Below are 25,357 nucleotides of genomic sequence, written 5' to 3'. Positions count from 1 at the left end.
ACAGAACGGAGGGCTGCTGATGATGAGAACCATCCGTAATTTGTCTGGCGTATTGCTGGAGCGTAAGGAAAACGATGCAGGTATTTTATTTTGTGAAAGCGGTCAGGAGCGGTACTTGTCATACGGCCAATTACTTTCAATGGCCGGAAGAGCGCTTCATCTGTTGCGCGAGCAGGGTCTTCTCCCAGGCGACTTTGCCGTCTTGCAGACAGAAGATAACGAACGGTTTATCCTTCTGTTCTGGGCTTGCGTGCTCGGCGGCATTGTCCCCGTACCAATAACGGCGGCGCGTTCGGACGAAGGACGCAAAAAGCTGATCCAGGTATGCAAGCAGTTGGAAGCGCTTAAATTGTTCTGTGATGAAGACCTTTGGCCTGGAATTCAAAGCTTCGCTTTGAACCATGGGGAGACGGAGGCACTGGCCCAGCTCGAGTCCGGCAGCTTGCCAATTGCTGAGATACTTAAAGCGGCAGCGGATGTAAACCGCCCTGAAGCTGAGCCGTATGACGCGGACGAGACGGATACTGCATTCATCCAGTTTACATCGGGCTCTACCGGAGACCCGAAGGGAGTCGTCTTGTCACATGGCAATCTTCTGTCGAACATGCGTGCCATTATCCATGGGGCGCAATCAACAGAACGGGATTCTTCGCTAAGCTGGCTACCGCTTACACACGATATGGGGCTCATTGGCTTTCACCTGTCACCGCTTTTTTGCGGCATGAATCAGCTGCACTTGCCCACCTCGACGTTTGTGCTCCATCCGATGAAATGGCTGGAACTTACGCATAAGCATCAGGTGACATGCCTCTCTTCACCAAATTTTGGTTATGTGCATTTTCTCCAGCATTGGAAGCCGGACGGAGCGGCTGATTGGGATTTGTCTTGCGTCAGGCTGATATTTAACGGGGCCGAACCGATATCGGCGGCTCATTGCCGTGATTTTCTGAGAGCAATGAAGCCATACGGGTTAAAGGAAAATTGCATTTTCCCGGTATATGGTCTCGCGGAAGCGAGTCTGGCCGTGACGTTTCCAGAGACGGAAGATCGCTTAAATACCGTTAAGCTTGAGCGCCAATCGCTCGCGATTGGACAGCCTGTACAAATAGCCTTGCATGGGGATCCTACTGCAATCGAGATCGTCGAGTTGGGTTTCCCGGTACAAGAGTGCGAGGTTCGCGTTTGCGATGAAGCCGGAAACCCTTCTGCTGCAGGAAGTGTAGGCTTAATTCATATTAAAGGCCGCAACGTTACAGGAGGCTACTACAAGCGGCATGATGTTAACAAGGTGATGATTTCTCCAGACGGCTGGCTGAATACAGGGGATTTAGGTTTCTTGCTGGAAGGGCGTTTATATGTGACAGGCCGCATGAAGGACGTCATTTTTGTCAATGGGCAAAATGTGTATCCACATGATCTGGAGGCACTGATCAGCGGCCTGAAAGGGGCCGAAATCGGGAAAACGGCGATTGCCGCTGTTCAGGATACAGAGAGCAAACGAGATGCGATCGCCGTTTTTATCCAGCACCGCGGTAAGCCTGACAAATTTGTACCGCTGATGGTCGAGGTGAAAAAACTTCTGAACGGAGCGGCCGGTCTTGACGTTGCTTTTGTTGTTCCCGTTCGGCGAATTCCGAAAACAACCTCCGGCAAAATTCAACGCTACATATTGGCGGAAGCGCTGCGTGAAGGCGAGTATGCCGAAGTGCTTGCCGAACTGGCTGAGCTGGAAACAGCAGCCGCGTTGGAGTTACGTGAGGCAGAAAGAGACGCCGCCTTGAGCAGGGATGTCGATTTGGAGCCTGCTACGGAGATGGAACAGCGGATCATATCCATCTGGCGTGAAGTTTTGAAAAAGGATTACATAAACCGGAAAGACAGTTTTCTTGAGCAAGGGGGTAATTCGCTCAAGGCTGCTTATGCAGCCACAAAGCTGCAAGAGGCGTTCGGCGTCGAGGTTACGCTTACCGAGCTGTTTATGCATGATTCGGCAAGTTCGCTGGCGACATTACTGGAGGACAAGATGCAGAAGGGCGAAAGAAACACCTCTGTTGTAGCACCACCGGTGGCCAAAGCAGAGGAGCGGATGATTTATCCGGCTACCTCGGCGCAAAAGCGGCTGTTTATTTTGGAAGAGATGAATCCAGGGCTACTGGCCTACCATTTACCGTTTGCCGTCCAGGTGAAGGGTCTGCTTGATATTGAACGATTCAGAGCGGCATGGCGAGCGCTGATAGAGCGGCATCCGGCGCTGAGGACGTCCTTCTACATGGATGATGGCAAAGTAATGCAGCGGATCGAGAAGGTGGGCGAGCCGCCGCTTGCCGTCGTTGATGGGAGCGGCTGGCCAGCGTCGGAATTAGCGCTACGGCAGCGCAGCTTCCTGCAGCCGTTTCGTCTCGACCAAGCGCCGCTGCTGCGCATGGAGCTTGTACGCCTGGGGCGCGATTCAAGCGTGCTGCTGCTCGATATGCATCATATCATTACGGACGGAACGTCGATGGGCATTCTAATGTCCGATCTTGCGAGATTATACGAGGGGAACACGCTGGAGCCGTTGTTCATTCACGGCGGGGATGTGGCGCTGTGGGAGGAAGCGGGCCAAAGCAGCGACTGGCTGGAGCGTCAAAAGCTGTACTGGCGTGATATCTTTCGGGATGGTGTCCCATCTCCGGCGCTTACATCCCCGCGCCCAAGGCCGCAGACGCCAAGCTATCTGGGGGCAGTCGAACACTTTGAGTTGGAGCCAGCGCTTTCCGAAGCGCTACGAGGATTAGCCAGACGCAATGGAGTCACATTATACACAGTACTACTATCGATATATTATGCGCTCCTTACGAAATATACGGGTGAATCCGACATCGTTGTCGGCACGGCAGCCGCGAGACGAATACGGTCGGAGATGCAGAGTGTGGCCGGAATGTTCATTAACATGGTACCCATCCGCCTACAGGGGCAAAGCGATTTGCGCTTCGATCAATGGCTGAAGCTGGTCAATGAAGAAACACTGGCGGCTATCGGCAACGGGGATGTACCTTATGAAGAAATAGTCGAGCTAGCGAATGTGGACCGGGAATACGGGCGGAATCCACTGTTCGACTCGGTGTTTACACTACAAAACATGGAGCTGCCCGAATGGCGCAGCAAGGATATCGTTTATAAACACCAAGCGATGGATAGCGGCTCAGCCAAGTTCGACCTGACTTGGGAGTGCGAGGATAACGGTACAAGCATAGCGTTTACGCTGGAGTATTCGCTGGATTTGTACGATGAGAGGTCCGCCAGACAATTATCCCGGCATTATGCAGTGCTGGCGCGGGCAATCATCGCGGAGCCGGATGCGACGCTTGGTGAGTTAGATCCTATCGATGCTGAAGAGCGGGAACGACTGCTACGGCTTGGCCATTCATACGCCACACCGCCGCAGGAGCTGTCGCTGCACAGATTGTTTGAATTGCAAGCGGTGAAGACAGCAGAGCAGATTGCCGTTGAAATGGGCGAGCTGGCGTATACCTACAGCGAGTTGAATGAACGTGCCAACCGGTTCGCGCGCGTGCTTGTGCAGCGCGGTATCGAGCCGGGGACGAAGGTGGCGCTGCTGCTCACACGCTCTCCCGATATGATTGCAGTCATATTAGCTGTGTTGAAAGCAGGGGCCGTCTATGTGCCGATTGACCCTCAATATCCCGAAGAACGGATTCTGTTTATGCTGCGGGATACGGAAGCGAGGGCGATCGTGTCTACGTCTGCGACGATAGAGATGGGTTCAAGGCTTGCCAGTGACAGCATAGATGTCGTCAACATAGATGGACTCGATTCGGTTTGGACAGACGAACCTAATCATGATCTGGATATCGACGGCTCGGCGGATGATCTCGCTTATATCATGTACACATCCGGCTCAACGGGCAAGCCGAAAGGAATTATGACCACTCACCGCAATGTGTCCCGGATTGCCGTGGATACCGATTATGTAAATATTTCGGAAAATGATGCGCTTTTACAGCTTTCCAACTACGCCTTTGACGGTTCAACATTTGATTTTTACGGAGCACTGTTGAACGGCGCGAAGCTGACGCTGGTCGCGGAGGAAGAGGTAGCCGACGTGCTACGACTGACTGAGCTGATTGAGTGTAGAGGCATTACCATATTCTTTGTGACAACGGCGATGTTCAATACGCTGGTAGATCATGGGCTGGAATCGCTGCACGGCCTGCGTCATATTCTATTTGGCGGAGAGCGGGCTTCCGTGCCGCATATCCGCAAAGCGCTCCGCGTGCTTGGACCGGGCGTACTGCTGCATGTCTACGGTCCTACGGAAACGACGGTGTTTGCTACCTGCTATAAGGTCACGGAAGCATGGGACGAACAAGGAACGGCCACGGTGCCGATCGGCTCGCCGATCGCATGTTCGGAAATGTTGGTGCTGAACGAACAGGGCCGATTGCAGCCGGACTGGGTTCCAGGCGAGCTGTGGATTGCTGGCAACGGTGTAGCCTCCGGCTATGTGAATTTGCCGGAGCAGACTTCTTCTAAGTTCCGGCCGCATCCGTTCCGGGAAGGGGAAACCGTGTATAGAACCGGCGACCTGGTACGCCGCTTGCCTGATGGAAATTTGGAGTTTTTGGACCGGATCGACAGTCAGGTCAAGCTGCGGGGCTACCGGATTGAATTGGGCGAAATCGAAAGCAGGCTGCTGGATTGCGCGAGCGTCAAGGAAGCGTTTGTAGCACTTATCGAGAATGATGGTGCGCCATATTTATGCGCTTATATCGTAGCGGAGCAAACCGAAGAGCAGGCAAGCGTGCGGCGCCAACTGGCAGGCAAGCTGCCGCCATTCATGATTCCCGCCGCATTTGTGCAGTTGGAGAATCTGCCGCTCAACGCAAATGGCAAAGTGGACAAAAAACGACTGCCTCAACCGGAGCGCGCATTAGACGTTACGGAGCGCACGGTTCCGTATCAAGCGCCGGCTACTGATACGGAAGTCCTTGTGGCAGGACTATGGCAAGAAGTACTTCATACGGGGCATGTTGGCGCGCTTGATCACTTCTTTGAGCATGGGGGTCATTCCCTGAAGGCGGCAGCATTGAGTTCGGCGATCTACAAGCATTGCCGGGTACGCATGCCGCTTCAGGAAATTTTCAAGCAGCCGACTGTCAGAGAGCAGGCGGCCTGGATCGACAGGGCTGCCAAGGAAGATTACGAACCTGTTGTGGGGGCGCCAAAAGCCGCATCCTATCCGCTCAGCCCGCCGCAGCGGCGCATGTTTTTGGCGGAAAGCATGGCTGATATCGGCCTAACTTATCATATTCCGCTGACGCTTAAACTGTCGGGCGAGGTAGATGAGACCAGGATCGGATCAGCACTCAGGAAGTTAATCGAAAGGCATGAACCATTGCGGACTTCCTATCACTGGATCGATGGCGCTGCAGCCCAGATCGTGCACGATTCGGTCGACTTTGTACTGCAATCAGCGGAGCTTGTGGAGATGCCGCTGCAGGAATGCTTGAGAGAGTTTTTCCGGCCGCTTGAGCTTACCGCAGCGCCGCTGCTCTCCGCATGTTATTGTCGGCCCCAGTTGGGAGGAGCGGAGGCCTACCTGCTGCTAAACATCCACCACATTGCGGCGGACGGCATATCCGTCAAGCTGCTGCTGGAGGAGTTGACCGATTTGATCGATGGTGCGGAACTTGCGCCCTTGGCTCTGCATTACAAAGATTATGCCCTTTGGCAGGAACAACAGTCCGGCTCAAATCGGGCCTGGGCAAGCCGGGCATTTTGGACGGAGCAGCTCGCAGAACCGCCGGCGCCGCTCGATATGCCGATAGATCGCCCGCGCGGTGATCGTCAAACATTTGCAGGCGATACCTATACGTTCCGCATTCGGGCAGCCCTCGTAGCACAGCTAAAAGAAATGGCCACAAGCGCCGGTGCGAGCTTGAACAGTCTGCTTTTTGCAGCTTACGCGCTGTTGCTTAAGGGAACGACGCAACAGTCGGAATTTGCTATCGGTTCTTTGGCAGCAGGTCGAACGCATCCAGACACAGCCCGGATGATCGGCATGTTCAACCAGTTTCTTCCGATTCGGATGCGGGTGGCGGATGATCTTCCGATTCTGGCTTTTGTCGCTGAGACCCATGGACGTTTGCTTGCTGCTTACGAGCATGGCGATGTCAGCTTCGAGCATATGATGGAAGTGGCCGGTTATCCACATGACCCATCGCGCAACCCGCTGTTCGATACGATGCTGATCGTGCACAATCAATTTGAAAACGAGAAACTGGCGGCGTATGGCGACGGCTGGAGTATGGAGCCTATGCCCTTCAATCACGGAACATCCAAGCTGGACTTCAAGCTTGATCTGTACAGTGACGGTGAAGGGGGTCTGCGGGGAGAGCTGGAGTATAATACGGGATTGTTTAATAAAGACACGATGGAGCGGTTGGCGGATCGGCTGGTTTACATTTTGGCGCAAACGGCAGCTAGTCCCGATCTGATCTGTGACGATGTCATAATGGTGACGCCTGCCGAAGAAGCGGCTTATGCGTCATGGAATGATACAGAATATCCATACCCGGCGGAGAAGACGATTCACGGATGGTTCGCCGAGTCAGCTCGGCGGTGGCCGGACCTCCCGGCGGTGCGGTCTGCCGAAGGGGCGCTGACGTACGGGGAGCTGAATAACCGGGCCGAACGCATGGCTGCTGTGCTGAGAAGTAAAGGGGTTACAGTCGAGACGATTGTGCCGATTGCCGCTCAGCGCTCGTTGTCCATGATGATTGCGATCATGGCGGTGCTCAAAGCGGGAGGGGCCTACTTGCCAATCGACCCTGAGCATCCGCCCGAGCGGACCCGAAGCATTCTGGAGGATAGCGGAGCAAGACTGCTACTGGCTGGAGCCAAGTGGATGCCAACACTTCCAGCCTTCCAGGGAGAAACGCTTGATCTGGACGAGCTTGCGACTGCCACTGCATCAGAGCTGCCGAAAGACGAAGAAGAAATGGACCTGTGGCCTCAATCGGGACCCAGAAATTTGGCGTATGTCATTTATACGTCAGGTTCCACCGGCAAACCCAAAGGCGTTATGGTGGAGCACCAGGCGGCGATCAACCGGCTGAACTGGATGCAGACGGCTTATCCACTGAATGAGCACGACGTTATATTGCAAAAAACGCCGATCACGTTTGACGTTTCCGTGTGGGAGCTGTTCTGGTGGAGTTTTGCCGGCGCTTCGCTATATTTACTGGGGCCCGGCGGGGAGAAGGAGCCGTCTATCATGCTGCGTACGATTGAGCAGCAGGGCATTACAGTTATGCATTTTGTACCATCTATGCTGGGTGTCTTCCTGAACTATGCAGCGGAGAGCGGAAGAGGCGGCGAGCTTTGTTCCCTGCGATATGTATTTGCGAGCGGCGAAGCGCTCAAGCCTGCGCATGTCACAGGTTTTTACAGCCTGATGAAGCGCAGTGGAGGCCAATGCCAACTCATTAATCTGTACGGTCCGACGGAAGCTACGGTTGATGTCAGCTATTATGATTGCCCGGAGGCCTGTGAGAATACAATTCCGATTGGCAAGCCAATCCATAACATTCAGCTTTACATTGTGGACGAGCGGATGAAACTGCAGCCGATTGGCACGTCCGGTGAGCTATGCATAGCGGGTGCCGGTCTTGCGCGCGGCTATCACAACAGGCCGGATTTGACGAAGCAAAGCTTTGTTCCGAATCCGTTTACCGCAGGAGAAAAGCTGTACCGTACCGGGGACCTTGCAAGGTGGCTGCCGGATGGCAATCTTGAATATTTGGGACGCATTGACCATCAGCTCAAGCTGCGCGGTCTTCGCATCGAATGCGGCGAGATCGAGCATGCACTGCTGTTGCAGACGGAAGTTCGCGATGCCATCGTAACGGCGGTGACGGACCCTGCGGGAGAGCCGGCACTTTGTGCATATCTCGTGACAGCGGTTGGGGAGATGCCGGGAGAAGCTAACCTACGGGCCGCACTTAAGGAATTGCTGCCGGAGTATATGATTCCTTCGTATTTTGTTGCTATGGAAGCTTTTCCGTTAAGTCCGAGCGGCAAGACCGACCGCGGCCACCTGCCGCTACCTCGGTTCGCAGAATCGGCGGCTTGCGGCGAGGCACCGGCTACAGTGACAGAGCAGCGGCTGGCTCAGCTTTGGTGTGAGGTCCTCGGTCTGGCAGTAGGCGGGCCGGACGACACAGCGACGATCGGGAGAGAAGCTCATTTCTTCCAATTGGGCGGCCATTCCTTACGTGCAGCACAGCTTGCGGGCTTGATCGAGCAGCGTTATGAAGCAGCGTTTGCGATGAAGGATGTGTTCGATGCTCCCCTGCTGCGGGAAATGGCGGCACGCATCGACAATGCAGCTGCTAAGCGAACCGTGGTAATTCCCCGGACAGAAAGCCGGCCGTTCTACCCGTTGTCACTCGCGCAGAACAGACTGTTTGTACTGCAGCAGCTTTATCAGGGCAGCACGGCTTACAATCTTCCGCTTGCTATAAACCTGAAGGGCAAGCTTGATCAGGACATGCTTCGCAAGGCGATTCAAGGGCTCATCGACCGCCATGAACCGCTGCGCACCAGCTTTGACTGGATAGATGGCAAACCAGTGCAGCGTGTTGAGGAACGTGTACCGTTTGAACTCGCTGTATGTGACTTGACGGATGCAGTGGACTTGGATACGTTCGCGCTCGGGGTCATTCGCCCGTTCGATTTACGAAAGGCACCGTTAATTCGGGCGTATCTTGCGACAGACGGCGAGAGTCGGCATATACTGCTGCTGGATATTCATCACATTGTTGCAGACGGCGTATCCATGAATGTCATGGCACGCGATTTCGAGCAGCTGTATCGTGGCAACTCCTTACAACCTCTGCCCATTCAATTTAAGGATGTGGCCGTATGGCAGCAGGATTGGATGGCTTCGGAGGCGAGAAAGGAGCAAGAGCAATATTGGGCGACCCGGTTAACAGGTACGCTTCCTATGCTGCAACTGCCGATCGATTATCCCCGTCCGTCTGAACAGAACTTTAAAGGTGCCAAGCTATCGCTACCGATTCCATTGGAGCTTGCCCAGCGCACCTCGGCGGCGGCGGAGCAATGGGACGTAACGCCATTTCATATCTGGCTTGCGGCCTACCATACGTTACTGCATCTGATGACGGGGCAGGACGATTTGATTGTCGGTACGCCGATTGCCGGCCGCTTCCACCCTGCAACCGAATCTCTGGTTGGCATGTTTGTCAATACGCTACCGATTCGAAGCCATCCATCCGGCGAACTGCCATTTAGAGCATTCGTAGAGCAGCTCAAAGACACAATGCTTGCGGCACTGGATAACGGTTTGCTTCCGTTTGAGCATATGGTGACGATGCTGGATGTGCCGCGCGACCTGAGCCGCAATCCGCTGTTTGACACGATGTTTGTCATGCAGCATATGGAGGCCGGACAAGCGGTGGCTGACGCTTTGCAATTTGAGGTGAAAGTGCCGGACAGTCGCGTATCAAAGCTGGACTTGACGTTTGAGATTGTGAATCAGGGTGTTAAAGGCGCGACCTTGACGATTGAATATACAACGTCGCTGTTTAAAGAAGACAGCATACGTAGAATGGCGGAATGGTATTTCCGTATTATTGACCTTGCATTGGCTGAGCCGGAACGGCCACTCGGAGGGATTGGGCTGTTAACCCCCGCGGCTGCAGCGGCCCAGAGCGGAGCGTTCAATCGCACGGTCGTGCCGTATGCAAGCAAGGATACCGTAGAGATTCACCTCGAAAGACAAGCGGCGGAAACGCCGCATGCCGTTGCGATTACATCGCAGGAAGGAACATTGACGTATGCGGAAATGAACCGGAGGTCGAACCGGTTGGCGCATGCACTCAGAAAGCAGGGTGTCAAGCGTGAAGAGCGGGTAGCCGTCATGATGGATCGCAGTCTGGAGATGATGATTGCCATCTTCGGTGTGTTGAAGGCGGGCGGAGCTTATGTGCCTGTTGCGCCCGGCTTGCCTCAGGAGCGAATTCGCTACATGCTGGACAATTCGGGAGCCAAGCTCGTCTTGACGAAGGGCAAAGCCCCTGAAGAGCTGGATACGTTCCTGCCATTTATGGACGTTCACGAGGCGCTGGCACTGGTATCGGACGACTTTCCTGTGGAGAAGCTGCATGATTCACGTTCGCTTGCTTATGTGCTGTATACCTCTGGATCAACCGGACAGCCGAAGGGCGTCATGATCGAGCATCATTCCGTCATCAACAGGATCGGCTGGATGCAGAAGCAATACGGACTGGACTCAAGCGGAGTCATTATGCAAAAAACGCCGATTACCTTTGATGTATCAGTCTGGGAACTGTTCTGGTGGAGCTTTGCGGGAGCCAAGCTGGTTCTGCTGCCTCCCGGCGGCGAGAAGGACCCTGCGCTTGTAGCAGATACAATCGAGCAGCATGGCGTAACGACGATGCATTTTGTGCCATCCATGCTGCATCTGTTCCTGCAGAATCCTGTTCTGCTGCGCGGCGATGCCAGGCTGGAGAGTCTGCGACATGTGTTCGCTAGCGGAGAAGCACTTACTGCGGATCAGGTGCGGCGGTTCCGCGAACGGATTGGTGTTCCGTTCAATGCCAGACTCGTGAACTTATACGGCCCAACCGAAGCGACGGTTGACGTTTCCTATTACGATTGCTCTGACGATGATATTCCGATCAACGATATTTCGTTCAATGTACCGATTGGCAAGCCGATCGACAATATTTCACTTTATATCGTGAGTGAAGCGATGAAGCTCCAGCCTGTTGGGATTGCTGGGGAACTATGCATATCCGGCGCAGGTCTGGCGCGGGGGTATATCGGCCGGCCCGATTTGACCGAAGAAAAATTCGTCGATAATCCTTTTGCGGCGGGCAGTCTGATGTATCGGACAGGTGATCTTGCCAGATGGCTGCCTGATGGAACGATCGAATATTTAGGCCGAATCGACCATCAGGTAAAAATAAGAGGCCAGCGCATCGAATGCGGGGAAATTGAGCATGTGCTGCTCGGGCATCCAGCGGTTTCAGAAGCTGTCGTCATGAAGCGGGACGCCACAAGCGGAAGCGAATATTTATGCGCGTACATCGTTTGCTCCGAACCTGTTAACCATCAGGAACTGCTGGAATTCGCAGCGCTTCACCTTCCGGATTATATGGTTCCGCAGATCTTGGTGGAACTGCCAGCTATGCTGCTGTCTCCAAACGGCAAAATCGACCGCAAGGAGCTGCCGGAACCGGAGTGGACAGCGGATAACGGCACCCCCATTGTCGAGGCGGAGAGTGATATCGAACTGGAGATTACAGCCGTATGGCGCGATATCCTGCAAAGAGATGACTTCGGCATTCATCATCGTTTCTTCGATGTGGGAGGAGAATCGCTGCTGCTGGTACGAGCGCATCAACAGCTAGAGGAGTTGTATCCTGGCGCTCTCAGCGTAACGGATTTGTTCACCTATCCTACGATCGCATCGCTTGCGGCTTACCTGGAGTCGAGAAATCGTGAGCTCGCGAGCTGGAGCTGGTGCGGTCTGCCTGTGGCAGACGACTGCCTCAGTAACAGTTATGTTGCGGAGCGTATGGGTAGTATTCAGTTCCAACTAGACACGGCGGTTGCAAAAGGGCTTGCGGAACTTGCGGCATCTTGCGCGGTGGCCGTTGAAGCAGCCGCGTATGCCGTATATATGTACTTCTGGCGCGGCGAATCCGGCATAAGCCGGCTTGTTCTACCGGCGTTGACGGACATCGGGCTGATTGCTCCGAAGGAAATCGACTTTGCGGAGGTTCGCGATTTCGATACGCTGCTGCAGCATGCTGCTAAACGGGTGAGCGCGGGAGATAGCTATACCATACGGCAAATCAGAAAGCAGCAGCAAGCTGAAGCGGGATTTACCTTGTTCCCGTTATTTGCAGGCGCAGCGCAGCACGACTTCAAGGAACGGGAGGCGCTATTCGAACGATTCGATGTTGTGCTGTATATGAATTGCGATGCCGCACCAAGTGAGGCAGAGGTGTCTGAGCTTGGCGGGTTATGGATATACGATGCCCGGCGCATTAGCAAAGAAGCGGTGCTCAATTGGGCTTCCACGTACCTGGAGCTGCTGTCGAGCGTGGTCGAGCAATATCGCGCTGTAGTCGATAACACTGACTCGGGGACGTAGCACGGACAAGCGGGGTTGTCCAAAACCTGAACATCATCGGACAGAGGTTGTTTAAATAAGTTCTCATTGATAAGAAAACCCCTCGAAGCCAAATTCAATGCTGAACAACCGCGATTCTGAGATAGATGACAGAAGGAAGAAAGGAGTTTTTCTGTGAAAAAAGTGTTGTCCATGATAGGGAATATCGCACTATATCTCGGAGTTTTTTATGCGCTGCTCTATCTGCTTCGCTCTACTTACAACTATGAAGTGACGCTGTCCTTCGCCAAGTTTCTGGATCGCAACCCGGCCATGTTTATGGCCGTTCTCTTCACACTGATTACGCTCGTGTACATGCTCATCTTTCGAATCAAAGGATGGATCTGGCCCCATGCAGAGAAAAGTCTGTTTCGCGCGTCGGGCTTCAAACGGCTGAGGGCCTCGCGCGTAATGCTGATGATTGGCCTGGGCCTTGCCGGAAGCTTGTTTAGCATCGGCCTTATCGTCATTGACGATATTGCACGGCAATTTCCGTCCATACCCGCGCTGGTCGACGATTCGATCAGGGGGGATTCGATCTGGTACGTCATTCTGGGTGCCGGTCTGATTGGTCCGGCATATGAAGAAATATTGTTCAGGGGCCTCATTTTCAACGAGCTTCGCAGGGTTATGCCGGTTTATATTGCCTTGTTGCTGCAAGCCGCGGCTTACGCTTACTTCCAACCAAGCATGGCGCTTTCGGTCATCAGTATCGGTTCGGGTCTGATTTACGGAGCGCTGTATCTGCGCACTGGGTCGCTGTGGGCGCCTATTTTGGTACAGAATACGACCATGGGGACAATCTTTTTATTTAAATACATCGGTTTCTACGAATGGTTTGGCAAGCTGGGCGATGTTTGGCTGTATATCATCACTGTGCTTTGTCTAGCTGCGTTGATTGGAGGTACCGTCTATGTCTGGCGGACCTCCGGCAACGGCGGCATTGGTGTACGCGCAGGTCAAGGATTGCCGGATGACGCTCAGTCCGATAGCACAAAAGGGGGGCTGACCGTATGAAGGCATGGGGAATGATGCTGGCTCGCGTGGCTGTTGTTATCGGCCTCTATTTTGCATGGTTTATTGCCGCACAGAAATTATTTTTTAATTATGTTTATCCCAGAAGCACGTGGTTTGAGCAGAATACGGTAACCGTCATTATTTTGAACGATATGGTGGGTTTGCCGCTCATGCTGCTGGCCTGGAAATTTATATTCAAAGAAAATCTGTTTAAGGCGGCTAAGTTCCGTGTGATGGACGGCAAATCGGTAGCAATAGCTTTATGGATCGGGCTTGGAGCCGGCCTGTTTACGGTCGCATTCTCCCGCCTTCCTGCCATTGCATCGGACAAGTACAAGTTCTTTGAATTGTTTGATTACCTGAACCGTGCAGAATGGTATGTGTTTCTGGTCTTTCTGATTCTCGGAAATATTTACAAAGAGACGTTGTTTAGAGGCATTCTGATGAATGAGTTCAGACGGGTACTCCCGGTATGGATGGCGATTGTGATTCAGGGTGTGCTGTACGGGGCGTTGTTCTTTCTCGGAGATATTCCACTGTCATTGTACGGCTTTCTTGGCGCAGTTATTTTTGCACTCTTGTATGTCTGGTTTAAATCCATCTGGGCGCCGATTGCTGCGCAGATCGCCTGTCAGGGCAGCCAGTATCTGCTATGGCATTACGGGCCAAAGACGACGGACGTAACTCTCATGTCCATCGTGATGGCTGTGGCAGCTGCGATGATAGCAGTTGGCATATTCCTTGCGGTCAAGCATCGATCATCGATTACCGTTCCGCCGTCTTCCGAGGCGGTGACGCCGACGTGAAGGGATTGCGGATAGCTGGAAATACCGTCTTATATTTGGTCATTTATGCGGTAATTGTGATGCTTGTCAATCAAGTCCTTTACAACTGGGTCAGCGATCCGGGGCTGAAAGACTGGATTAGAGCCAATTCCGGCATTGTGCTGATCGTATCCAATATAATCGTGCTTGCGATCTATCTTCCACTTCTTCGCTGGCAAAAGATTACGCTAAAGGATTTGGGATTTGTTCCTACGCATGGCAGATCGCTTCTGCTGTCCGCAGGGACAGGCATCTGGCTCGGCTTGTTTATCGCCGTTTTTACTCGCCTTCCATGGGTAAAAGCGACCTTTCCGGCCATTTCGGATCTGGTCGCTTTTGTTGCTGGCGGCAGCCTGATCATTTTTGTGATCGGCAGCCTGCTGCTGGGGTCTTTACTTGAAGAATGGCTGTTCAGAGGAATGCTGTTCCATACGCTCAGTCAACGTCTTTCGGTTCTGTGGACAGTTCTGCTCCAGGCCGTATTGTTCGGCGCGGTATTTATGAATGTGACGGTTGGCGCATTTGCAGCGCTAGGTGCGATTATTTACGGCGTCGTCCGCGCAGGCTCGAATTCGCTTTGGGGGTCGCTGGCGGCTCATGTGTGCAGCACAGGCACCTTGTATATCGTACTGCGATGGGCGGACGATTGGCAGTCCGGTATGCTTGGATTATTAGCCCTGATCAGCGGACTCGGCATCGCGGCGCATGTATTGCTTCTGCTTCGCGGCAGCAGCGGCAGAGCGGTAAAAGAACAGAACGTCAGTGATTTCATTACTAGCTAGGAGGGAAGGACGCCATGTTTCAACTGGATTTGCTGGACACCAAAAAGGACACATCCACGCGGAAGCGCCCGAGCGGGGGCTCCATCTCCAAAGTTTCCCTCAAGGATATTGCTATTGTCGGAATATCCGCCAAGCTGCCGCGCGCGGAATCACACGAAGCCTTCTGGGAGCTTCTACGAAGTGGCAAGGACCTGGTAGGCGAGTTTCCGGATTCGCGTAAAGAGGAATTAAAGCCGTATTTGCGCCGCATGAAGGCTCAATACGGTTCTATTTCCTTTTTTGACGGCGCGTATATCGAGGATATCTCAAGTTTTGACTATTCATTTTTCCGACTTTCGCCCAAGGAAGCATCACTGATGAGTCCGGCTCAGCGTCTGTTCCTGCAGACCGCCTGGGGCGCGCTTGAGAATGCGGGATACGGTGGAGATGCACTGAATGGTTCGCGCACCGGCGTCTTTATCGGTTATAACGGCGATTCGCTTCATGATTACAAGCGAATTATCGAAACGCTGAACCCGGACGCCTTGTCCATGGCAGCGCCCGGCAATCTGAGCTCCATCATTCCAAGCCGAATTTCATATCTGCTTAATTTACGTGGACCGGCGATCAGCGTGGACACAGCTTGTTCCTCCTCCCTGGTTGCGGTCCATCTGGCATGCCAATCGATCCGGAGCGGCGAATGCGAGGCGGCGATTGCCGGCAGCGTCAAAATTAATGTGCTACCGCTGGATACCGGCATACGTCTTGGCATCGAGTCAAGCGACAACCGGGCCAGAACGTTCGACGCCTCGGCGGACGGCACGGGCATCGGCGATGGTGTAGTTGCGCTGCTCTTGAAGCCGCTCTCCCGTGCACAGGAGGACGGCGACCCTATTTATGCCGTCATCAAAGGCAGCGCGATGAATCAGGACGGCAGCTCGGTTGGCATCACCGCCCCAAACGCCCTCGCACAGGAAGACGTCATTGCACGCGCCTGGCAGGATGCGGATATTGATCCTGAAACGGTGACGTATATGGAGGCGCACGGTACAGGGACCTCGCTGGGCGATCCGATCGAAATCGATGGACTGACGCGCGCTTTCAGAAGATATACCGATAAACGACAATTTTGTGCTATCGGTTCTTTGAAAACAAACATCGGCCATCTCGACCATGCCGCCGGCATTGCAGGGCTGCTCAAGGCGATCCTGTCGCTTGTCCACAAGCAGCTTCCGCCCACGCTGCATTACCGCTCTCCGAACCGCAATATTTCGTTTGTAGAATCGCCCGTTTATGTCAATGATGAATTGACACCTTGGGAGACGGACGGCGAAATAAGAAGATGTGGCGTAAGCGCGTTCGGCATGAGCGGGACCAATTGCCATGTTGTGCTGGAGGAGGCTCCTGCCCCGGTACCTTCGGATCATTCAGACAGGGTGGAGTTGTTCTGCTTATCCGCCCACAGCATGACCGCACTGGAGCAGCTCGTTCTGCTGATGCGGAATTGTGCTATGCAGCATCGGGACGATGCGAGCTGTAATCTGGCCGACCTTTGCTACACCTTGGCCGTGGGCCGGGGAGACCATCGGTATCGACTGGCGATTGTGGTAAGCAGCTGGGAAGAATTAGCTCAGACCTTGCAAGCCGCGGCTGCAAGCGGTCTTACCGGCCTTACGCAGCCGAACGTCCTCTTTGGAACGGCTGATTCAGCTACGGCCAGTAATATACGGCAGCAGACCGTTTCTAACGGGCGGGAATTGGAAGCGTTGGAGCTGGGTCAATGTTACGTGGGCGGATACGAAATCGACTGGAAGGCAATCTACTTAGGGCAGCGCCGAAAGCGATTGTCGCTTCCTACATATCCCTTCGATTCTCTCCATTGCTGGGTGGAAGAGGGGAGCGCTGGATCGGTACTTCATACGCCATTTGCAGCCTGGAGTGGATACACCCTTGGTGAAGATATCCCAGAGGAGCTCCAGCAGGAAATGAACGAAACCTTCGCCAGGTGGCAGACCGAGCTGGAGCGAGGCGGCGGGGTGAACAGTCAGCGCCGCCGCAGCGTTGCGTTAACTGGGGAGCCTTCCGGCCTGGAATGGGAGCAGCGTGTAGCAGATGTCTGGGGAGAGCTGCTAGGTTATGACCAATTGACCGCGGATGTCGGTTTTTATGAGCTGGGCGGAGATTCCATTATCGCGCTCAAAATTGTAAACCGGCTCAGCGAGCTTGCAGGCGTTCGCATTCAAGCGGCCGATTTGCTGAGCCATGCTGATCTGCCTTCATTTACAGCGCTGATTGAGCGACGGGTCAAGGAGAGCAGCGCGGTGACAGCGCAAGAAACGACCGCCCAGCACGATGGACAAGGTGCTGATATTGGAACCAGCGAACACGTGGCGAACGTCAATCATGACAGACCAGCGATGAACGGCGGACGTGAAGGACAAGCTCCAGCAGGTACTCTTGACAGGGAAATGGGTGTCAGTGCTGACGAGCAATCCGTTGACGGGGGGCATCGCGGGCAAGCGATTGTCGGTAACCATGACGGGAAAATGGCTGACGGTGCTGGTGACAAGCGTGCTGCAGGTGATCTTAATGGCGTATTAGGGGTGGACAGCGAGCAAGACGGTCTTTTGACGGGCCAAGCGGCAGCTGGCGCTCATGACAGTCAAGCGGCGACCAGCGTGAATGAGGGTTCAGGAGCTTCAAGCTCTTTGTCCGGTGAAAAGCTGGAGCCAATTCCAAAAGCGGCCCCGCAAGATCATTATCCGGTATCATCGCCGCAAAAACGTATGTACTTGCAGCAGCAGGCGATCCCGGATGATCGAAGCTACAATTTGCCCGAATTGCTGCACTTGGATGGGGCTATTAATGCAGACCGACTGGAGGCTGTCCTGCAAGCCATCGTGGAACGTCATGAGACACTTCGCACCACCTTTCACGTCATCGACGGAGAGATCAGGCAGCGTATTCACGAGGCTATTCCTTTTCGCTTGGTACGCATGGAAGTCGATGAGACGGAAGTGGACAGCGTGCTGCAAAGCTTATTTCGGCCTTTCCTGCTTGATACAGCTCCGCTGCTCCGCGCAGCCTTGCTCACGATAGGGCCGGAGCGGAATGTTCTGTTTCTTGATATGCATCATATTGCATCTGATGGCATGTCTGCGGGCATTCTCCTATCCGATATGATGACTTTATATCAGGGCGGTTCGTTGCCGCCGCTGACGCTGCAATATAAGGATTATGCGGTATGGCAGGAGAGAAGGCCGCAATCCGGAGATGCCGAACGATATTGGCGCGAGCAATGCCGGGGAGACTGGCCGCTGCTTACGCTCCCGACCGATGCCCCGCGACCTTCCGTCAAAGGCAGTCGCGGCGAAACGTTCGATGTGTACGTTGAGGCGGGTTTGTTGACGGCAGTGCGCAGCTTAGCGGCTGAGTCGGACACGACTCTGTTTAACGTACTGTTGTCGGTATATTACACTTTCCTCGCCCACTATACAGGGGCCGAGGACATTGCCGTCGGCACACCGATTGCGGGACGGAACAGGCGCGAGCTTGAAGCAATCGCAGGCATGTTCACAGGCACGCTGGCGCTGCGCGCATATCCGTGCACGGACAAGCCATTTAGAACCTTTTTGTCCGAAGTAAAAGAGATAACGACTGGGGCTTACGCTCACGCCGATTATCCATTTGAGGAAATCGCACAGTGGATCGACAGAAGGGACGCCAGCCGGAGTCCGCTGTTTGACACGATGTTCATCATGCAAAATCTGGGTATTCCAAACGCTTCGTCAGAGGGATTGTCATATCGCCATGAGCGCTTTGAGCATGGCACGGCTAAATACGATTTGATGATTCAGGCGGTGGAGATTGGCGCGGAACTGCGGCTTGTCGTGGAATATAATGCCGATTTGTTTCACCGGGCGACAGCCGAGCGGTTCATGAAGCATTATGTGCAGCTGCTGCGCAGCGTCACACTCCGTCCAAAAGTCACGCTCGGCGAAGCGGAAATGCTGACAGAGGAGGAGCGCCGGCACATACTCGCACTGGGGAGACGCGAAGCGGACTTTCCGCCGCCTCACTGTCTGCACGATTGCTTCAAGGAACAGGCGGCGGCCGTTCCTGATCTGCCGGCCATATCTTGCGGCGGTGAATCCATGACCTACATAGAGCTGGATCGCCGCACCGATGCGCTGGCGCGAACTTTGTGCACCAAAGGTGTAGGACGCGGCAGCGTAGTCGGCATCATGGCAGAACGCTCCATCCCTATGCTGACCGCTATGCTCGCCGTTATGAAAGCGGGAGGCGCTTATATGCCTGTAGATCCGCATTATCCCGAGGAGCGCATCCGCTATATGCTCCAGGATAGCGGTGCGGAGCTGGTATTTACGGACGGCGCGCGTTGCGGAGCAGCGGACGTCTTGCCTGCCTCCTTGGAGGTGCTGGATATTGCGGATAAGGCACTGTTTGCCGGTGGAGAGGATGCCTTTGTCCCATTACCGCAGGATGCAACCGATCCAATGTATATCATCTATACCTCGGGTTCTACGGGTCAGCCGAAGGGCGTCATTGTGCCGCACACCAGTTTCTACAATTTCGGACACTCGCTCAGGACATTTTTTGAGGGGCAATACGGCCAGGGAGACCGCTGCCTCAGTCTCACCAATATTTCTTTTGACGTCAGCGTAGCAGAACTGTTTATGCCGCTTATGTTCGGCGCTTGCACAGTGCTTTACCCGGAACCGAAATTGCTTGATCCGCGGCGAATTGCCGAAGTGATTACGGAAGAGCGAATTACATTTGCTTATTTGCCGCCGTCCTTGCTGAAAGAGGTTGCTCGGCTGCTGGAGCAATCGGTTTCCGAGATAACGCTCGACAAAATGCTCGTAGGGGTAGAGCCGATCCAAGATGAAACGCTAGAGCTGTATACGAAGCTTAATCCTGAGATCCGGATTATGAACGGCTACGGCCCGACGGAGGCGACGGTTTGCTCCAATATGTACGTTTATAAGCCGGGCGCTTATCGTGGCGGCTATGTGCCGATTGGCGGGCCGATGCATAATGTCGAAATTTATATATTCGGCTATGGCGGTCAGCTTGCCCCTATCGGTTCAGTCGGAGAGTTATATATTGCCGGCAGCGGACTTGCCGACGGTTATGTGAACAAGCCGGATATGACAGCTGAGCGTTTCTTACCGCATCTGTACCATGAGGGCCGCTTCATGTATCGTACTGGCGATATTGCAAAATGGCTGCCGGACGGCAACGTGATGTATGTGGAACGGGCCGACCAACAGGTCAAAATCAGAGGCGTGCGGATTGAAATGAACGAGATTCAATCACAACTGATGTCCCTTCCGGACGTGGAGGATGTGGTTGTGGTCGTCCGCGAGCAGGCAAGCGGCGATAAGGAGCTGTGCGCGTACGTGGTTACTTCGGATAAACTCCCTTCGCGAGAATGGCGAAGAAAGCTGAAAGACAAGCTGCCGGAGGCGATGATTCCCGCCTATATCACAGCAATTGATTCGATACCGCTAACGCCGAACGGGAAAGTGGACCGGCGCGCCTTGCCGGAGCCGGCATTCGATTTTCGGGAGCGGGGACAGCCGGAGCTGCCGCGTGATGAGATGGAACAGCGTGTCGCCGTTGTTTGGGAGGAAGTACTGGGTAATACGGCCGGGCCAATCGGCATTCACGATGACTTTTTTGAGCTTGGCGGCCACTCCTTGAAAGCTGCCGTACTGGCTGGCAAGCTGCAGCAGATGACGGGGGCCATGGTTCCGCTCAGCGTTATATTCGAGCTTCCCTCCATTGCGGAATTGGCTGCCTCGCTGAAGGAGCGGGACGGCGCCACAGCGACGGCCGAACCGATCCCGAAGGCAGAGCGCCGCGAGTGGTATCCGATGTCGCACGCCCAGCATCGCCAATATATGATGCAGATGCTGGCCGGAGACGCCACCATGTATCATGTTCCGTTTGCGCTCCGCCTACAGGGCAGGCTGGATGTGGCGAGACTGGAACACGCGTTTACGGCACTGATCGGCCGCCACGAAAGCTTGCGGACGACCTTCCATATGACAAATGAAGAATTCAGCCAAGTGATTCATCCACCGTATTCGTTCAAGCTGGACGTACTGGACCTTGCAGTGTTGACAGGCGATGAAGTGGTACCGGAAGCAACAATGGACGCTACCGAAGTAACAAGGCTAATGGAAGTCTTCCAGCACCCGTTTCATCTGGACAAGCTGCCATTACTGCGGGCGGGGCTTCTGCGGGTGAATGAGGAAAATCATCTGCTGCTGCTGGATGTTCATCACATTATTACGGACGGAGTATCCTCCAGCTTGCTGGTGAATGAGCTGTCACAGCTGTATGCCGGACAATCGCTGCCGGAGCTGCGTGTGCAATACAGCGATTATGCGGTGTGGCAGGAAGCCGGGTTTGCAAATGCTGCTTATGCTGAGCATGAGCGGTACTGGATGGATATCTTCGAAGGCAAGCTTCCTGTGCTGGAGCTGCCGACAGATTGGCCGCGGCCATCTCTGCCGAGCTATAAGGGCCGGCGAATATCATTCCAGCTGGACGCGCAGACAACAGCCGCTGCGCGAAAACTGACGAGGGAAGCGAAAACAACGCTGTATACGGTGCTGCTGGGAGCTTTTGCCGCTATGTTGGCCAAATACAGCGGACAGGCCGAAGTGATTGTGGGTACACCCGCCGCCGGCAGAGATCATGCCGATACACATGGAATGATCGGCATGTTCGTCAATACACTGGCGCTGAGAACGAGGCCGGAGAGAGACAAGACGGTACAAACCTATATGGCGGAGCTGCATAACCATGTTGTAGATGCACTTTCGCGCCAGACATACCCTTTCGAGGAGCTGGTCGAAGGGCTGAAGGCAGACAGGGATAGAAGCCGTAATCCATTGTTTGATGTCATGTTTGTCTTGCAAAATATGGACCAGGCGGGAATGGAAGCAGGCGGTTTAGTCTTTGACGAGATACCGTTCGAGACGGGAACAAGCAAGTTCGACCTGACTTTGGAAGCGGTGGAGCGGCAAGAGATAATCGAGCTTCAACTGGAATACGCAACGGATTTATTTCAAGAGGAAACCGCGCGCCGCATGGCGGAGAGCTATACCGTACTCGTGCGGGAGATGTGCAAATCACAGGATCGCACGATCGGCGAGCTTGAGCTGATGAGTGAAAGCGAGCGGGACCAATTGCTGGCTCTGTTGGCCGGAGGAAGCATGCCGGTACAGGCTGCGAGCAGAGAGGGGAGCGAAGACAGGATGGAATTTCGAGCTGAGAAAGGCATGACTCAACGGCAAGGAGACGCGGTGGCGGCTTCCGTGCAAACAACAGTGGAATGGACAGGGTTTGTCCAGGAAGTGGAGCGCCAGGCGGCACGCACGCCGGATGCGGCAGCGATTCAATTCGGCGCGGAGACGGTAACGTACGCTGAGTTGAACGAACGTGCGAATCGGCTTGCCCATTCCTTGCGAGCGAAGGGTGTAGGGCCTGAGCGTATTGTCGCGCTGATGGCGTCCCGCAGCCCACTGCTGCTAGTTGCCATTTTGGGTATTCTGAAAGCCGGAGGGGCATATGTCGCTATTGATCCCGCTTACCCGAAAGAGAGGATCGACTGGATGCTTGAGGATTGCGGTGAAGCGCTACTGCTGACGGAGAAGGCATATGCAGGAGTTGTAACGCGAGCCGTTGCCGAGTGGTATCTGGACGATCCAGAGCTGTATGCGGCGGACAGAGGCAATCCGGAGTGTGTCCATAAGCCTGACCATTTGGCGTATGTGCTGTATACGTCGGGCTCGACCGGGCGTCCCAAAGGGGTGATGATTGAGCACCGCGGGCTGGCGCATTTCATCAGCGGCTTCCGAAGCCGAATTCCGTTTGGGAAAGGCCTAGGCATCCTGGCGATGGCATCAGTATCCTTTGATATTTTTGTCGTTGAAAATCTGCTTCCGCTCACGCAGGGCATGCGGATTGTACTCGCGAGCGAAGAGGAACGAGGCGACGCTGCCCTGCTGCAAGGCCTGATCGATACGCATAACGTCGATGTACTGCAAATTACGCCATCGCGCTTTAAATGGTGGATGAATCAGCAAGGCGAAACGGACGGTTTGCAAAAGCTTCGCATATTGATGATCGGGGCAGAACCGCTGACGGCCGATGTGCTCGGCAGGCTGCGCGCCGCTACCGGAGCCAGATTGTTTAATTTGTACGGTCCGACGGAGACGACGGTGTGGACCTCCATCCGGGAAGTGACCGAAGGCGAGGACATTTCGATTGGAACACCGATCGAGGGTTCCGTCATGATGGTGCTTGACGAAGGATTGAAGCTGCAGCCGACAGGCGTGACGGGCGAAATATGCATCGGCGGGCCGGGCGTCGGGCGAGGGTATCTGAGCCATCCTGAATGGGATGTCGCTTATGTGCCCAATCCGTATGCACCGGGCGAGCGGATGTATCGCACAGGCGACCTTGGACGCAGGCTTGAAAATGGGGAGTTTGCCTATGCGGGACGCCGCGATTTTCAGGTGAAAATCAGAGGCCACCGGATTGAGATCGGTGAAATTGAGCAGCAGCTGCTTCGTCATGAGCAGGTGAAGGAAACGGTTGTCACCGCGTTTCAGGAAGAGGATGGCGAATATGCGCTATGCGCGTATGTCGTAATGCCGAACGCCGCGACAGAGGATGCAGAGCAAGACGGCGCCGCGCCATCCGGCCAATTGACCGCGCAGCTGCGCGAATATCTTGGAGGCAAGCTGCCTTCTTATATGGTTCCGTCCTTCATGGTCATCTTGGATGCGATTCCGCTTACGCCAACGGGAAAAATCGACAGAAGAGCGCTGCCGAAGCCGGAACTGGCCGACACGGGTATACGCGAACTTGTTCCGTTGTCAACAGATACAGAGCGCAAGCTGGCCGAGATTTGGAAAGAGCTGCTCGGTACAGATTCAATTAGCGCTAAGGACAGCTTTTTCGAGCTTGGCGGTCATTCCCTAAAGGCCGCGGGCATGGTCAGCCGCATTGCAGAACGCTTTGGCATCCAAATGCCGCTGCGCGATATTTTTATGAATCCCACACTTGAGGGCTTGGCTGCCCATCTGGACACTAATGGAACTATGGCGGTCACGAGCATTCCGAAACAGCCGGAGCGCGAGCATTACCCGATGTCTAGGGCACAGCGCCGCCAATATATGATGGGATTGATCTCGGGCGAGGCAACGATGTACCATGTACCGTTCGCCGTGCATATGCAAGGCAAGCTCGATATAGAGCGGTTGGAGGAAGCTATCCTTGAGATGATACGCCGTCATGAATCGCTCAGAACGACGTTCCATCAAGAGGAAGACGAGTTCCGCCAGTGCGTACATGCGGAGCCGGTGTTTACGCTGGAGCATGGTGCCAGGCTGAGAATGGCGGCGGGCAAGCTGCTCTCAAAAGGCGGAGACGAAGGATTATTCAGCGGCATCAGTGGGTTAATGAAGCGATTTATCCGCCCGTTTGATCTCGGCAGCCTCCCGCTCTTCCGCGCCGGATTGATTCCGCTTGGCGAGGAACGCCACCTACTTCTGCTGGATCTTCATCATATTATTACCGACGGCGTCTCCGTCAGTGTCCTGCTGCAGGAACTGACCACTTTGTACGGCGGTGGCGAGCTTCCCGAGCTGAGTATCCAATATCGGGATTACACGGTATGGCAAGAGGAACAAGTCGGCAGCGAGATCTATAAAGAGCATGAGCGCTACTGGCTGGAGGCGTTTGAAGGAGAACTTCCGACGCTTACGCTCAAGACGGCCTTACCAAGGCCGGAGCTGCAAAGCTTCGAGGGTAGTCTGATCAACTTCAGACTGGACGAGGAGCTGACACTTAAGGTCAAAGCCTTTGCACGCGAGCGTGGCACGACGTTGTATACGGTTCTGCTCGGGGTTTATTCAATACTGCTGAGCAAATGGAGTGGTGAGGAGGATATCATTATCGGCACGCCAGTAGCGGGCCGCAATCATTCTCAGCTGGAAGGGCTGATCGGAATGTTCATCAATACAGTCGCGATTCGCAGCTTCCCGGAATCATACCGGACCATTGGCGATTATTTGTCTGAGCTGCACGAGGATGTACTGCGGGCGCTGGAGCATCAAAGTTATCCGTTCGAAGATTTGATGCAAAAGCTCGGAATCGAACAGGACCGCAGTCGCAATCCGCTGTTCGATACGATGTTTATTTTGCAAAATATCGACCGCGTCGCTTACCGTTCGGGCGGCATTGAATTCGACCCCAAGGAGTTTGATCCGGGCGTCAGCAAATTTGATTTGACGCTTGAAGCGGCAGAGCGGGACGGCAAGATCGGCTTTACGTTGGAATATGCGACAAGCCTTTTCCGCGAAGAGACCGCCTGGGCGCTGGCGGAGGATTATACGGCGATCATTCACGCCTTAGTCGAAGACGGAGCTAAGAAAAAAATCAGTGCTGTGCTTGACTCAAGCAAGCTTTCTTGAACTAACATT

Annotated in this window: 5 protein-coding genes; all 5 read left to right on the top strand. The window is 54.3% G+C overall.

Annotation, left to right across the window (positions count from 1 at the left end):
* Positions 1-19: 19 nt before the first annotated feature.
* Complete coding sequence (locus AM231_RS09910) at positions 20-12,211, top strand: non-ribosomal peptide synthetase (RefSeq protein ID WP_242615109.1); 12,192 nt, start codon at positions 20-22, stop codon at positions 12,209-12,211.
* A 153-nt stretch (positions 12,212-12,364) separates the two neighbouring features.
* A complete protein-coding gene (locus AM231_RS09905) occupies positions 12,365-13,246 on the top strand; it encodes a CPBP family intramembrane glutamic endopeptidase (protein ID WP_054402462.1) in 882 nt (293 codons plus the stop codon).
* Positions 13,243-14,052: a CPBP family intramembrane glutamic endopeptidase gene (locus AM231_RS09900; protein WP_054402461.1), complete on the top strand. Its 810-nt coding sequence runs from the start codon at positions 13,243-13,245 to the stop codon at positions 14,050-14,052. Before AM231_RS09905 ends, AM231_RS09900 begins: the two co-directional genes overlap by 4 nt.
* Entirely contained in the window at positions 14,049-14,852 is an 804-nt protein-coding gene (locus tag AM231_RS09895) for a CPBP family intramembrane glutamic endopeptidase (RefSeq protein ID WP_054402460.1), read from the top strand. Before AM231_RS09900 ends, AM231_RS09895 begins: the two co-directional genes overlap by 4 nt.
* Before the next feature lie 14 nt (positions 14,853-14,866).
* Positions 14,867-25,348 (top strand): non-ribosomal peptide synthetase, encoded by a 10,482-nt coding sequence (locus tag AM231_RS09890; RefSeq protein WP_054402459.1) that lies wholly within the window; start codon positions 14,867-14,869, stop codon positions 25,346-25,348.
* The last annotated feature ends 9 nt before the right edge of the window (positions 25,349-25,357 follow it).

The sequence above is a fragment of the Paenibacillus solani genome (assembly GCF_001277345.1).
In the GTDB taxonomy this organism is placed as follows: domain Bacteria; phylum Bacillota; class Bacilli; order Paenibacillales; family Paenibacillaceae; genus Paenibacillus_AQ; species Paenibacillus_AQ solani.
This window is presented reverse-complemented; position numbering and strand designations above follow the sequence as displayed.